Below are 13,080 nucleotides of genomic sequence, written 5' to 3' on the forward strand. Positions count from 1 at the left end.
ATGAGAGGTATCATTGATTTTGTTAATTCGGAACAAGGTAAGAAAACAAAAGATTTAAGTTATCTTGTTATGTTTTTCATACTCATTATATTGCCTGCAATAAACTTTATTTCTAAATACATATCAAATGCCTACTTCTATATATTCCTTATAATAGTATTTCATTTTGTAGTTGTAGGGTATCTTATATATGTAATAAAGGCGTTTCTAAAATATAAGCGGATATCAAATAACTAAACCTATCAAATTAGAACATTAGGCATCAAAGAAAGGATTTCTAAATATGGAACAGTACTTTAAAATAATATCTGATGTGACCAAAAAAAGCACAGAGAATGATTTTATGTTCGTGTTTTTTAATGGAAATATATTAGTTAAGATAGAAGAAAATTCTATAAAAATTCCTTTGTTGAAGGAGCTAAAACCATTAAACATAAAATATGAGGAGCAGTTCTTTATCGGAGAAATTGTAGAGAATGGCTGTTTTGCTACAGAGACTCATTCTGAAATTGAGACATCTGAGGGCTTTGAACTAATGTCCTTAAGAGACTTTGCGAATACAGTAAATGAATGCCTATTTTCTGCGGCAGGAAGAGCAAATCAAATACTTCACTGGAACAGAACTAATAAGTTCTGTGGGAAATGTGGAGGAAATACTGTAACTAAAGAAGATGAAATTGCGAAAGTATGCCAAAAGTGTAATCATGTAATGTATCCTGTGATATGTCCAGCTATTATAGTTGCGGTTATGAAAGGTGAACAGATCTTACTTGCTCACAATAGCAATTTCAAGAACAATATGTATAGCTTAATCGCAGGTTTTGTTGAAGCAGGAGAAGATCTAGAAAGCGCAGTTAAGAGAGAGGTTCTTGAAGAAGTTGGTATAAATATTAAGAACATAAGATATCATAATAGTTCTCCATGGCCTTTCCCAAACTCACTGATGCTTGGATTCATAGCAGAATATGAATCTGGTGAGATAAAGGTAGATGGAAAAGAAATATTATATGCAGATTGGTTTGAAAAGGATAGCTTACCAAACTTGCCAGAGAAATTTTCTTTAGCAAGAAGGATAATTGATGGAGTTATATAAATTTAATTTCAACAATAGCCTTAAACATGGCAAAAACAAAACACTCATGATAAGAAGTGAAATATGCTTATCATGAGTATTTTGTTTAAATTGAAGATTTAAAAAAGTATTATAGTCTGTGCGACTTTTATTGAGTTAATCTTATACCTAATTCAAAAGCTTTCTTTAGGTCTTTAGGAAATTGTTCATCTCTAACTTTAATCTTATGGTCTACATCAAACATCGTTGAATCATATTTTGAATAATCGTCAAATTGGTAAGTATCGTTTGCAAATAAGGATTCCGCTTGGCCAAAGAATCTCTTTAACATTTCCTCAGTATTTTTGAATTTATCTTCATATCCAACAGCACTCATATACTCACTAGGAACATTCATTGTGTAAATCAATCCTACAGATAATTTTTTATTGAAATGGAATGAATGATTTTTGTCATATGCTAGGTATTGGAATAGGAAACGTTCTAAAAATGACCTCATCTCACCTGTTACTTCTCCAAAATATATTGGTGAACCAAGTATAAGGGCATCAGCTTCTTCAATTTTTCTGAGTACTGATTGTAAATCATCGTTAACAGCACATTTTCTGTGACTTTGTCCACCTATTCGCTTACAAGCAAAACAGCTAATACAGCCCTTATAACTTAAATCATAAAGATTGATAAGTTCAACTTCTGCTCCTTGTGTTTTTGCTCCTTCAAGAGCTTCTTTTAACATTTTAGCAGTGTTCTTAGTTTTTCTAGGACTGCCGTTTAAAGCAATAACCTTCATATTAATATCTCCTCCAACGTAATACTTGATGATAGCCTCATTGCTTAGACCTGGTTCGTCTTTAATTGACTTTATATAATAAATTATATATCCTAATATAAAAAGAAGTAAGTATGCACTTATTTGTTATATACTTAACAAAAAGTAAGTATTGTTATAATATTAGTTTATACACGGTGAAATATTAGGGGGAAATCATGAAAAAGTTTAATGATAGATATGGAGAATGCCCAATGTATTATACCATTTCTGTGTTAGAAGGAAAGTGGAAGTGGATAATACTGTGGGAGATATATAGGCATGAGATAGTTAGATATAGCAAATTAAAAGAAAAGCTTCAAACAATTGCCCATAAGACCTTAAGTCAGCAGCTTAAGGAATTAGAAGCCGATAAAATAATAAATAGAAAGCAATATAACGAGGTACCGCCTAAGGTTGAATATTCTCTTACAGAAAGGGGAAAGAGTCTCATTCCTGTACTTGAGATAATGTCAAAGTGGGGATCAGAAAATATGATAAAGGAAGTGAATGAGTGAATGAAAGAGTTGCAATTCCTAGGAATTGGAAGTGCATTTAACACAGAATTAGGAAATACTAGTGCGTTTATAAAAGAAGGTAAAAGCTTACTTCTTATTGATTGTGGGGGAACTATATTTCATAGATTAAAAGAGTTGAATATGTTTTCGGGCGTGAAGGATATATCAGTAATAATTACGCATACACATCCCGATCATGCTGGAAGCTTAGGAGAGGTAATATTTTATGCGTATTACATTCTTAATATTAAGGCGAAAATATATTTTCCTAATGAGAAGTTTATAAAAACTTTCTTTGGTACAGTGGGAGTAAGCGATGAGATGTACATAATGAACGGAAAAAGCAACATCTCAATAGAGATTGATAATATTGGCATGGTTGGTTTACAGTTTGTAGAATCTAATCACGTAGAAACATTACCTTCTTTCGGATTTATAATGAAGTTAGATGGAAAAAATATATATTATAGTGGTGACACAAATAATGTAAATCCATTAATTGTAGAAAAGCTTGAAAACGGTGAGCTTGACATCGTATATCATGATACTAGCGGGTTAGATTTCGAAAAGTATAGTCATACATCTTTTAGAAAAATTAAAGAAGCATTTAGGAAGGAACTAAGAGAGAAGGTTTATTGCATGCACTTAGATGAACATATTAGCAAGCAGGAAATAATAAATAGTGGATTTAATGTAGTTAGAAGATATAACAAAGTTTAGAAAAATAATATATATTTTATTTTGATATGTGTAAGGAGTCAACTATGGATTTTAGAAAAGAACAGGATATGCTTGGATATAGAGATATTGATGATTCTAAGTATTACGGTATTAATACTGTAAGAGCTATGGAAAACTTTGATCTTGGAAATAGATACGTTAATATAGATTTTGTTAAAGATATTGCACTTATAAAAAAAGCAGCTGCGCTTGTAAATTCTAGACTTAAGAAACTGGAAGAAGAGAAGGGGAAGGCGATAGTAAAAGCTTCAGAGGAAATTGTAGAAGGTTTGTTTGATGATAGCTTTAAGATAAATGCCTTTCAAGGAGGAGCTGGAACTTCAACAAACATGAATGTGAATGAAGTCATAGCCAATAGAGCATTAGAGCTATTAGGGGAAGAAAAAGGGAACTATGATGTGATTCATCCATTGAATCATGTAAATATGTCGCAATCTACAAATGATGTTTGCCCAACTGCATTAAGAATTGCAGCTATAAGAAAGATTAGAAGACTTGCTAACGCTTTAGCAGATTTACAGGAAGCACTGCAAGTGAAAGAAAATGAGTTTGCCAATATCTTAAAGCTTGGAAGAACGGAACTTATGGATGCGCTACCTATGATGGTTGGGCAAGGGTTTGGTGCTTATGCAAAGGCTATAGAGAGAGATAGATGGAGGATTTATAAGGTTGAAGAAAGACTTAGAGTAATAAATATTGGAGGCACAGCAATTGGTACTGGTCTTAATGCAACAAATAAATATATTTTTATGATGACAGATATGCTTCAACAGCTTACAGGCCTTGGGCTTGCTCGTTCAGACTTTCCTATGGATGTTACGCAAAATGCTGATGTTTTTGTTGAAGTGTCAGGTCTTTTAAAATCCTGTGCTGTTAACTTAATGAAAATATCCAACGATTTAAGGCTTTTAAGCTCTGGACCTAAGGGTGGTTTTGGAGAGTTGATACTTCCAATGAAGCAGCCAGGATCCTCCATAATGCCAGGCAAGGTTAATCCAGTAATACCAGAGATGATAGCACAGGTGGCTATGAGGATTGTTTCAAATGACAGTGGAATAACTTTTGCTGCAGCCAGTGGGCAGCTTGAACTCAACGCCTTCATTCCTCTTATAACAGAAAATCTATTAGAATCCTTAGAGTTATTAGAAAAAGCTGTTATAATATTTAGAGAGAAATGTATTGAAGGTATTGAAGTAAATAATGACGTATGCAGAGAGAATTTAGAAAAATCTACGGCTATGACAGCTGCGTTAATACATCATATAGGTTATGATAGAGCAAGTGAAATTGCAAAAAAAGCATTGGCTTTAGGAATAACCTTAAGAGAAGTTATATATCTAGATAATATATTGACTAAGGAAGAAGTAGAGGCGATACTTAATCCTTTAGAGTTAACAAAGCCAGGTATACCTGGAAAGTAAGGAGAGAAGATTATATGAGTTTAAATTCTACACCTCGCTCAGAGCGAGTACATATAGCCCTTTTTGGAAGAAGAAATGCAGGTAAATCTAGTATTATAAATGCGGTTACAGAACAAGAAATTTCTATAGTATCAGAAGTTAAGGGAACCACAACGGATCCCGTTTACAAATCTATAGAGATACTACCGATTGGACCATGTGTAATAATTGATACAGCTGGGCTTGATGATAAAGGGGAACTAGGAGAACTTAGAATAAAAAAGACAATTGAAGTTTTAGATAAAGCTGATGTTGCAATAATAGTTGTAGATGGTGCTGTTGGAGTTACTGAAGAAGACATAAATATAGTTAAAGTAATAAAAGAAAAGAATATTCCTGTTTTAGGAGTATTAAATAAAATTGATGAATTAGTTTCTTATGATGAAGCTGCTCAAGAAATGGCAAAGAAGCTTTCTATTCAAGTAGTTCCAGCTTCAGCTGCTTTAAATAAAGGCATTAAGGAAATAAAAAACAAGATAATAAGCCTTTTACCTCAAGAAGAAGATAAATTTAAAATAGTTGGAGATCTTATAAATCCGGGAGATCTAGTTGTTTTAGTAACACCAATTGATAAAGCAGCTCCAAAGGGAAGATTGATACTTCCACAACAGCAGACAATCAGAGATATCTTAGAAAGTGATGCAATTGCGGTAGTTACAAAGGAACATGAATTAAGACAAACACTAGAGAGTCTTGGTAGGAAGCCGAAGCTCGTTATAACGGATTCACAGGTATTCCTAAAGGTTTCTGCTGATACTCCTAAGGATATAATGCTTACATCGTTCTCAATATTGTTTGCTAGATATAAAGGCGATCTTGCAGAGATGGTTAGAGGAATAAAAGCGATTAAGATGTTAAAGGATGGAGATAAGATACTAGTATCAGAAGGATGTACTCATCACAAGCAGGCTGATGACATAGCAAGAGTAAAAATTCCAAGATGGCTTAGACAGCTTACGGGAAAGGAATTAAGCTTTGAATATTCTTCAGGTGTAGTATTTACTGATGATGTTAAGCAATACTCACTTATAGTTCATTGTGGTGGATGTATGCTAAATAGAACTGCAATGTGCTCAAGAATAGATGATGCTAAGGCTTATAATGTCCCAATCGTAAACTATGGAATGTTAATAGCATATGTTCAAGGAATATTAGAGAGAGCATTAGAACCATTTCCAATGGCTAAACTAGAATATGAAGAATTAGATTAGAATAAAAATAGCTTAAGTGATTTAATGTCACTTAAGCTATTTTTATTGTATAGAAATCAGTTATGAAAGTAAAGCCTTCACAAAGTATATAAAAAATTGTATTTTAGAGCTAAAAACTTATTTAAAATTATATTGTAAAAAATATTAACTTTTTTGTAATAATTAGAGTATAATGATGATAATAAAATTAGCAAGATCCCTAAGAGGAGTGAAGAATTATGAGTTATAAGATATTCTTAGTTGAGGATGATAAGAATCTAAATACAGTATTATGCTCTTATTTAATAAGAGAAGGTTTTGAAGTGTCTAGCTTTTCAAAAGGTGAAGATGCGATAGAATCTATATACGAGAATCCTCATCTTTGGATTTTAGATATAATGTTGCCAGATGTGGATGGATTTACAGTTTTAAAAGAAATTAAAGCTAGCAATAAAAATATTCCAGTTATTTTTATATCTGCAAGGGATGCAGATATTGATAGGATAGTAGGACTTGAAATGGGTAGTGATGACTATCTGGCTAAACCTTTCATGCCTAGAGAGTTAGTTATAAGGACAAAAAAGCTGTTAGATAGAACATACAAAGAATTGGATCTATCAAGTGGTCAGTATTTATATGGGTATTTAATTGAAACAGATAAAAGAATAATAACAAAAGGTGGCGAGGATGTAGGACTTAGTTCTAAGGAGTTTGATCTTCTTATGCTTTTTTTAAATAATAAACAGAAAACTTTTTCAAGAGATGATATATTAAATATGATTTGGGGAGAAAGCTATTATGGGAGCGACAGAGTTGTGGATGATCTTGTGAGGAGACTCAGAAAAAGGATGCCTGAACTTAGAATTGAAACTGTATATGGATTTGGTTATAGACTTAATTAGAGTACATTTTGAGGTGTTGTTATGAAAAATAAATCTTTGACCTTTCAAGTTTGGTCTGTAAGTGCCGGTATAATAGCTGGAGTATTTATATGTTTAGTGCTGTACTTTAATATATCGATAAGTTCTTTTTTCACAGATGAAACTTATAAAACCATAGAATTAGCACAAGATACTTTCCTTCAATCAAAAAATAAGGATAAAAATTTGGAATTAGAAGAGATAAATACTGAAAATATAGGTATGATTCAAGATACAAGATCAGTAACTCAAGTGGTGTATCCATATCAAAATTTAAATATTATTAAGAGATTTTCTAGGTCTTCCTTAACTAATGATCTTATGAAGATAATTGAAAAAGAAACAAGGACTCAGAATGAAACCAGTAAAAGATATGATTATAAACTCAGTAGTGGTAGATTATATTATGTTATAAAAAAGACTAATTTTGATGGAAAAGATTCTTATCTAATATCTTTTATGATGGATACCTATAGAAATAAGCTTGTAAAGGATGTTACTGAAAAGCTAATAGTTGGAGGAATAATTGCTATAATGATAAGTTTAATGGTGTCTATGGCATTCTCAAACTACATAACTGCACCGATAAAGTTTTTGGAAAGCAGAGTAAAAAGAATAGCGAAACAGGATTGGTATGACTCACTTAAACTTGAAAGAGGAGATGAGCTTGGTGGTTTAGCAGAAAGTATTGAAGATATGAGAATCCAGCTTATAAAAAGAGATGAGTGGAGACAAAATATGCTTCAGCAGGTTTCACATGAATTAAAAACTCCAGTTATGGTAATTAGGAACTATGTACAAGCGGTTGAGGACGGCATTTATCCAAATGGAACTCTCGAAGGGACAATGAAGGTTATAGATGAAGAAGCTATAATGCTTCAGAAGAGGATAAAGGATCTGTTGCAGCTTTCGAAACTTGAATATGTAAACTCTAAACCTATTAAAAACCAATTATACTCATTATGTGATGTGATTTCCGATGTTTTTTATAAAATAAAAGCCAATAATATGGAGTTGCAATGGGATATAGAAACCTTGGAGGATGCACTAACGCAAGGAGATAAAGAGCAATTTACTATTGTACTTGAAAACTTGCTTGATAATGCATCAAGATATGCTAAGAAAAAGGTTGAGGTAAGTCTATATATAGAACAAGGAAAATATACTATAAGAATATACAATGATGGTGAAGAGATAGAAGAGAAGGATTTTGAAAACTTATTTCTACCTTTTACTAAGGGGAAAAATGGAAAGTACGGATTAGGTTTATCCATCGTAAAAGAAATAGTCCAGTATCATGGAGCTAATATACAAGCTAAGAATGAACATAATGGAGTGGCGTTTTATATTGATGGTATAAAAAATGTTGAATAAAAGAAGGTGATTATTTGGAACTTGAGAAATTATTATCTTTACCTAAGATACATCTACATTGTCATTTAGATGGTTCTGTAAGACCTGATACAATGCTGCAATTGATGAAACAAGATGGATATATAGAAAAAGACAAAAAGGAAGAGTTTATAAACCAAATAGCGGTGCTAGATAAAACTGTTTCCTTAGAAGCGTACCTAAAGAAGTTTGAGATTCCAATATCATTAATGCAAAGTAAAGAGAATTTAAAAAGAATAGCATATGAACTTATTGAGGATTGTAATACGGAAAATATAAAATATATAGAGATAAGATTTGCCCCTTGCTTCCATGGTAAAAATGGATTATCGATGGAAGAAGTTATTCAGGCAGTATTAGATGGTGCCAATGAAGGTAAAGATAAATTTGATGTGGAATTTAACTTGATTATATGTCTTCTAAGGCATGAAAGTTATGAAATAAATGAGCAACAGCTTTATGCTGCAAAAAAGTTTTTAGGTAATAAAGTAGTGGCTATAGATCTAGCAGGTGATGAACAAAAGTATCCTGCAGACCAATTTGTTAAACTATTTGATAAAGCTAAAAGTTTAGGATTTCATATAACTATACATGCAGGAGAGACCGGGAACTTTGAAAATATAGATAAATCCATAGAATTACTTCATGCAGAAAGAATTGGTCATGGTACAGCAGCAATACAAAGTGAAAAAACTATGAGTATTTTACTTAATAAAAATATTACTTTGGAGGTTTGTGTAACTAGTAATTATAATACCGGAATAATAGATAGAATTATTGACCATCCGATATATAAATATATTAAAAAGAATTTAATCGTTACAGTAAACACAGATAACAATACTGTTTCAAACACGACTTTGACTAATGAATATATTAAGATAATAAATAATTTTAAATTATCTGATTTAGAAGTAATTCATACAATAGAAAATGCAATAAACTTTGCATTTTGCGACGAATGCATAAAGAATAAGCTAAGAAAAAAACTTTTAGACATAGGAATTAAAAAAAGTTATGGGGATTAATAAAATAGTGAATTTATGTGGTTTTCAAAAAATGAGAATTGATTTTATTTATTTAACATGAAATTAGTGATTAAAAGTAACTTGTACTAAAAAAGATACTATGTTATAATTTCAAAAAGTTAAATAAAAAAGTTTGTTGAAATAAATAAACAAGATGATGGGGGCATAATAAATGGAAGAAATAAGAGTAGCGTCAGATACAAATAGAGAAGAAAATTACAAGTTTATGGTGTGGGGAGTAAGAGATCAACTTGAGACAGAAACTGATTTGATTGCAAACCTTTCAAATATCTCTGCGCTTATAAAATTTTATATGGATGATTGTAATTGGGCTGGATTCTATATTATGAGAGATGGAGAACTAGTACTTGGACCATTCCAAGGGTTGCCAGCATGCTATAGAATTAAGGTAGGAAGTGGAGTATGTGGAACTGCTGCACAAGAAAAAACTGTTTTACGTGTAGAAGATGTTCATGATTTTCCAGGTCATATAGCTTGCGATAGTGCTTCAAATTCAGAAATTGTACTTCCAATAATTAAGAATGGAGAAGTATTTGGAGTATTAGACCTTGATTCTCCAAATAAAGGTAGATTTGGAGAGCTAGAAGAAAAATATCTTAGAGAAGCGGTAGAGATAATCGAAAAACATATATAAATTAAAGTTAAGGTACTCTGTTGAAATTAAAAATGAGATAGATATAGCAAAAGACCTCCAACAAATGTTGGAGGTCTTTTGTTAGACTGATTTCTCAATCTAACAACACAAAGGACGAATATTTAATCAGGCATATAGTTAGAAGAGGTTAAAAGTGTAATACTACTAAGGACTTTTCTTAACGCTGATTTTGGATAGGGAGAATTAATCCTGTTAGAAAAATTTCGGCTAATCTACTAGATTCTTTGTCTTTTCAGTTAAAGTCCTTATCCAAAATCATTGATTTCATCTAGAAAGCCTTGATAACTTATAATATTTCTCCCCTTATCATAAGTTATTTTCCTGAGATAGTATAGTATATTGTAAGACAGGGGAATAAGTTCCAATAGTTACAAGCAAACTTTATATAATATTTAGAAATTTTTGATGTACAATCTATAAAGAAAATATAGTAAAATTATATCTGATGAAGATTTCAAAGCGTGTATTTCTATTAGGTGTTATTTATAATACGATTGATGGTTATAATTTTATTTGGAGCATGTATATGCAATAATTGCAGATCTAGATGTACAATATTTCTTGGGAAATGATAGCATATAGATAAACTACTTCATAATAGAATTTATCCAAATAAAGATTCGTAGAATTATCGAAATCTTTATTTGGAGTTTAATGATTGAAGTAGTTTATCTATAATAATGAAAATTGATTAGTAACTAAGAATATAATAGAGATATGGTATTAAACAAAATTAAATAGTAAAGAAGGAGAAGAGAAGAATGGATACTGAGCAAATTAAGAGTATGGATGCTTTTATACTACTAAGCATAATAAATATGAAATTAAGGGATTTTTACAATAGTTTAGATGCCTTGTGTGAAGATATGGATTTATCTCAAGATATACTAGTTGATAGATTTCTATCTGTAGGATATACATATCACCAAGAAACTAATCAATTTATTAGATAACTGATGATTATTATAAAAATAAGTTGGAAGTCTATGTAGATAAAAGGCTTGTTGAAAAGCCAACGCCTGTCAAATAAAGCTATAAATTATGATAAACATTCCAAGACTTATAGATTATGTCATAAGTTTATTAATAAATATAAGATATAATGTAAAAAAAATAATTAATATGAATAAATATGTTTCCAACAGTAATAATTTCTAATATAATAATTTATAAGTAAGATAACGTAAAGGAGATTATTCTTGATGAAAAAAGGAAAATTGTTATTATTAGCTGCTGCTTCAATAACATTAATAGCTACTTTGTTAAATGATAAAAATAGTTACAGTGAAGCTGATAGATCTGGAGCAGGAGAAACCTTAAATACAACAAAAGATAATCAATAAGTTACTTATACTATACATAAATTTGGAGGTAATTACTTGAAAAAGAATATATACATTTTGAGTTATGCTGTTTCGGTCATAGCAATGATAACTTTGAATATTGCAAGTCTGAGAATAGTAGGATTCGTATTTAATTTAGCAGTTATATCCTTCTTATTTATGGTGCTGTTAAAGCTAGATAAAGAAAAAAATATGCTGGTTGATTTAAACAAACAACTTCAGGAAGAGGAAGAAAAGTATACTGTTGCGATCGAGGGCACGAGAGATATAATATTTCAATGGAATATACTTAAAGATGAAGTTCATTTCAGCGAGAAAATTAAAGAAATAGTAAGTTTTAATGGTAATAACATTATTAGCTACGAAAAAGATTGGTTATCAATAATTCATGAAGGAGATAGAACCCTATCAAGTAAGAAATTATTAGATGCTATTGAGGATAAGAATGTTAATTATTATGAAACCGAATATAGAATAGTTGCTGAAGATGAAACCATAAAATGGCTAAATATTAAGGCAAAGATTATAAGAGATAATACAGGAAAAGCAACATGGTTATATGGATCAATGTGTGATTTAACTGATAAAAAGGAAAAAGAGCTTAAAATTAGTTATATGAGTTACTACGATTCGGTTACAGGTCTACATAATAGGAATTACCTTAAAGTACTTATAAATAAATATCTCAAGGAAAATAAGGTGAATCAAAATAAAGCAGCATTAATCTTAATAGATTTAGATAATTTTAAGTATATAAATGATGTTTTTGGTCATGATTATGGAGATGATATATTAAAAATTATAGCTCAGGCATTAAAAGATATTGTAAGTCGAAGAGGGGACTTATTATGCAGGTTTGGTGGAGATGAGTTTGTAATTTTTATGCAGGATATAGATGATTTAAAGGATGTTAAAGCAGTTGCAAAAGAGATAATTGATGTATTTAACAATACTAAAAATCTGATGGATGAAATGATATTTACTACAGCAAGCATAGGAATCACAGTTTTCCCAGATGATGCTGTTGATTATAAATCCTTACTTAGAAATGCAGATGTTGCTATGTACAAAGCTAAAGGAAATGGTAAAAATATTTATCAATTTTTTGATGATCAAATATCTCGTGAGCAAAATAGATTTTATACCTTGGAAAAAGGATTAAGAACCGCACTTGAAAAGAAGGAACTATATGTTCAATTTCAACCTAAAGTAGTTCTTGATGATTCTAAAATAATGGGTTTTGAGGCTCTTATAAGATGGAAGAGTGAAGAGCTTGGAATGGTAAGTCCCGTAGAATTTATACCAGTAGCTGAAAATACAAGGCTTATAATACCAATAGGATTTTTTGTAATTGAAGAAGTGTGTAAGAAGTGCAAAGATTTGCTTGAAAAAGGGCATGACGATTTTAAGTTAGCACTTAATTTATCGGAAATACAACTTAGAGATGATAATATAATTGAGTCATTCAAAAAGTTAACTGAAAAATATAATATAGAACCAAAGTATATAGAGATTGAAATAACAGAAAGCTTGCTTATGAAATCTTTTGATAGAAATATAAAGATACTAGCTTTCCTAAAGGGGTTAGGATTTAGTATTGCATTAGATGATTTTGGTACGGGATATTCTTCACTTAACTATCTTACCAAGCTACCTATCGATGTGCTAAAGATAGATAGAAGCTTTGTTTCTGAACTTGGTGGTAACTTAAAAAGTCAGTACATAGTAGAAAATATAATACAGCTTTCTCATAAGTTAGGTATTAAGGTTGTAGCAGAAGGTGTGGAATACAAAAATCAAGTTGATTACTTAAGAAGTATTTTCTGTGATTTTGTTCAAGGCTACTACTATAGTAAACCAGAAAACTATGAAAAGATTGTTGAGCTTATGGAAGAAAGATATATTGTTGCATAAGGTTTAGGAATGTGATTC

General features: G+C 30.8%; 14 protein-coding genes. 13 read left to right on the forward strand and 1 reads right to left on the reverse strand.

Annotated elements, in window-relative coordinates; all coding sequences use genetic code 11:
* Window positions 1-237 carry a hypothetical protein gene (locus bsdtw1_RS04460; RefSeq protein WP_183276401.1) on the forward strand — a complete coding sequence of 79 codons (237 nt, stop codon included), beginning with the start codon at window positions 1-3 and terminating at the stop codon, window positions 235-237.
* A 46-nt stretch (window positions 238-283) separates the two neighbouring features.
* Window positions 284-1,093 (forward strand): NAD(+) diphosphatase, encoded by an 810-nt coding sequence (gene nudC / locus bsdtw1_RS04465; protein ID WP_183276402.1) that lies wholly within the window; start codon window positions 284-286, stop codon window positions 1,091-1,093.
* 127 nt (window positions 1,094-1,220) lie between these two features.
* On the opposite strand, the gene bsdtw1_RS04470 is transcribed toward nudC, so the two are convergent.
* The gene (locus bsdtw1_RS04470; protein WP_183276403.1) at window positions 1,221-1,862 is read right to left on the reverse strand and encodes a flavodoxin family protein; all 642 of its coding nucleotides are present in this window, start codon (window positions 1,860-1,862) and stop codon (window positions 1,221-1,223) included.
* Window positions 1,863-2,059: 197 nt separating this feature from the next.
* On the opposite strand from bsdtw1_RS04470, the gene bsdtw1_RS04475 reads away from it, so the two are divergent.
* The 11 genes from bsdtw1_RS04475 to bsdtw1_RS04525 all read left to right on the forward strand — a co-directional run bounded on the left by bsdtw1_RS04475 (window position 2,060) and on the right by bsdtw1_RS04525 (window position 13,062).
* Window positions 2,060-2,398, forward strand: a complete 339-nt coding sequence (locus bsdtw1_RS04475; protein WP_183276404.1) for a winged helix-turn-helix transcriptional regulator — start codon at window positions 2,060-2,062, stop codon at window positions 2,396-2,398.
* Window positions 2,399-3,118, forward strand: coding sequence for an MBL fold metallo-hydrolase (locus bsdtw1_RS04480; RefSeq protein ID WP_183276405.1), 720 nt, complete (start codon window positions 2,399-2,401; stop codon window positions 3,116-3,118).
* 44 nt (window positions 3,119-3,162) lie between these two features.
* On the forward strand, window positions 3,163-4,560 hold the full coding sequence (locus tag bsdtw1_RS04485; RefSeq protein WP_183276406.1) for an aspartate ammonia-lyase: 1,398 nt from the start codon (window positions 3,163-3,165) through the stop codon (window positions 4,558-4,560).
* A 14-nt stretch (window positions 4,561-4,574) separates the two neighbouring features.
* The gene (gene hydF / locus bsdtw1_RS04490; RefSeq protein WP_183276407.1) at window positions 4,575-5,810 is read left to right on the forward strand and encodes a [FeFe] hydrogenase H-cluster maturation GTPase HydF; all 1,236 of its coding nucleotides are present in this window, start codon (window positions 4,575-4,577) and stop codon (window positions 5,808-5,810) included.
* 218 nt (window positions 5,811-6,028) lie between these two features.
* Window positions 6,029-6,691, forward strand: a complete 663-nt coding sequence (locus bsdtw1_RS04495) for a response regulator transcription factor (protein WP_183276408.1) — start codon at window positions 6,029-6,031, stop codon at window positions 6,689-6,691.
* 21 nt (window positions 6,692-6,712) lie between these two features.
* Entirely contained in the window at window positions 6,713-8,083 is a 1,371-nt protein-coding gene (locus bsdtw1_RS04500) for a sensor histidine kinase (protein WP_183276409.1), read from the forward strand.
* 14 nt (window positions 8,084-8,097) lie between these two features.
* Entirely contained in the window at window positions 8,098-9,129 is a 1,032-nt protein-coding gene (gene add / locus bsdtw1_RS04505; protein WP_183276410.1) for an adenosine deaminase, read from the forward strand.
* Window positions 9,130-9,301: 172 nt separating this feature from the next.
* On the forward strand, window positions 9,302-9,784 hold the full coding sequence (msrC, locus tag bsdtw1_RS04510; protein ID WP_183276411.1) for a free L-methionine (R)-S-oxide reductase MsrC: 483 nt from the start codon (window positions 9,302-9,304) through the stop codon (window positions 9,782-9,784).
* Between the two features lie 782 nt (window positions 9,785-10,566).
* The gene (locus bsdtw1_RS04515; RefSeq protein WP_183276412.1) at window positions 10,567-10,758 is read left to right on the forward strand and encodes a DUF4250 domain-containing protein; all 192 of its coding nucleotides are present in this window, start codon (window positions 10,567-10,569) and stop codon (window positions 10,756-10,758) included.
* Between the two features lie 249 nt (window positions 10,759-11,007).
* Window positions 11,008-11,148 carry a hypothetical protein gene (locus bsdtw1_RS04520; RefSeq protein ID WP_183276413.1) on the forward strand — a complete coding sequence of 47 codons (141 nt, stop codon included), beginning with the start codon at window positions 11,008-11,010 and terminating at the stop codon, window positions 11,146-11,148.
* A 36-nt stretch (window positions 11,149-11,184) separates the two neighbouring features.
* Window positions 11,185-13,062, forward strand: coding sequence for a bifunctional diguanylate cyclase/phosphodiesterase (locus tag bsdtw1_RS04525; RefSeq protein WP_183276414.1), 1,878 nt, complete (start codon window positions 11,185-11,187; stop codon window positions 13,060-13,062).
* Window positions 13,063-13,080: the final 18 nt, after the last annotated feature.

It is taken from the genome of Clostridium fungisolvens (assembly GCF_014193895.1).
In the GTDB taxonomy this organism is placed as follows: domain Bacteria; phylum Bacillota; class Clostridia; order Clostridiales; family Clostridiaceae; genus Clostridium_AR; species Clostridium_AR fungisolvens.

Coding starts and splice junctions, on each gene's coding strand:
- bsdtw1_RS04480 (WP_183276405.1), top strand. CDS start 2,399: ATGAAAGAGTTGCAATTCCTAGGAATTGGAAGTGCATTTAACACAGAA.
- bsdtw1_RS04460 (WP_183276401.1), top strand. CDS start 1: ATGAGAGGTATCATTGATTTTGTTAATTCGGAACAAGGTAAGAAAACA.
- bsdtw1_RS04470 (WP_183276403.1), bottom strand. CDS start 1,862: ATGAAGGTTATTGCTTTAAACGGCAGTCCTAGAAAAACTAAGAACACT.
- nudC (WP_183276402.1), top strand. CDS start 284: ATGGAACAGTACTTTAAAATAATATCTGATGTGACCAAAAAAAGCACA.
- msrC (WP_183276411.1), top strand. CDS start 9,302: ATGGAAGAAATAAGAGTAGCGTCAGATACAAATAGAGAAGAAAATTAC.
- bsdtw1_RS04500 (WP_183276409.1), top strand. CDS start 6,713: ATGAAAAATAAATCTTTGACCTTTCAAGTTTGGTCTGTAAGTGCCGGT.
- bsdtw1_RS04515 (WP_183276412.1), top strand. CDS start 10,567: ATGGATACTGAGCAAATTAAGAGTATGGATGCTTTTATACTACTAAGC.
- bsdtw1_RS04495 (WP_183276408.1), top strand. CDS start 6,029: ATGAGTTATAAGATATTCTTAGTTGAGGATGATAAGAATCTAAATACA.
- hydF (WP_183276407.1), top strand. CDS start 4,575: ATGAGTTTAAATTCTACACCTCGCTCAGAGCGAGTACATATAGCCCTT.
- bsdtw1_RS04485 (WP_183276406.1), top strand. CDS start 3,163: ATGGATTTTAGAAAAGAACAGGATATGCTTGGATATAGAGATATTGAT.
- bsdtw1_RS04475 (WP_183276404.1), top strand. CDS start 2,060: ATGAAAAAGTTTAATGATAGATATGGAGAATGCCCAATGTATTATACC.
- bsdtw1_RS04520 (WP_183276413.1), top strand. CDS start 11,008: ATGAAAAAAGGAAAATTGTTATTATTAGCTGCTGCTTCAATAACATTA.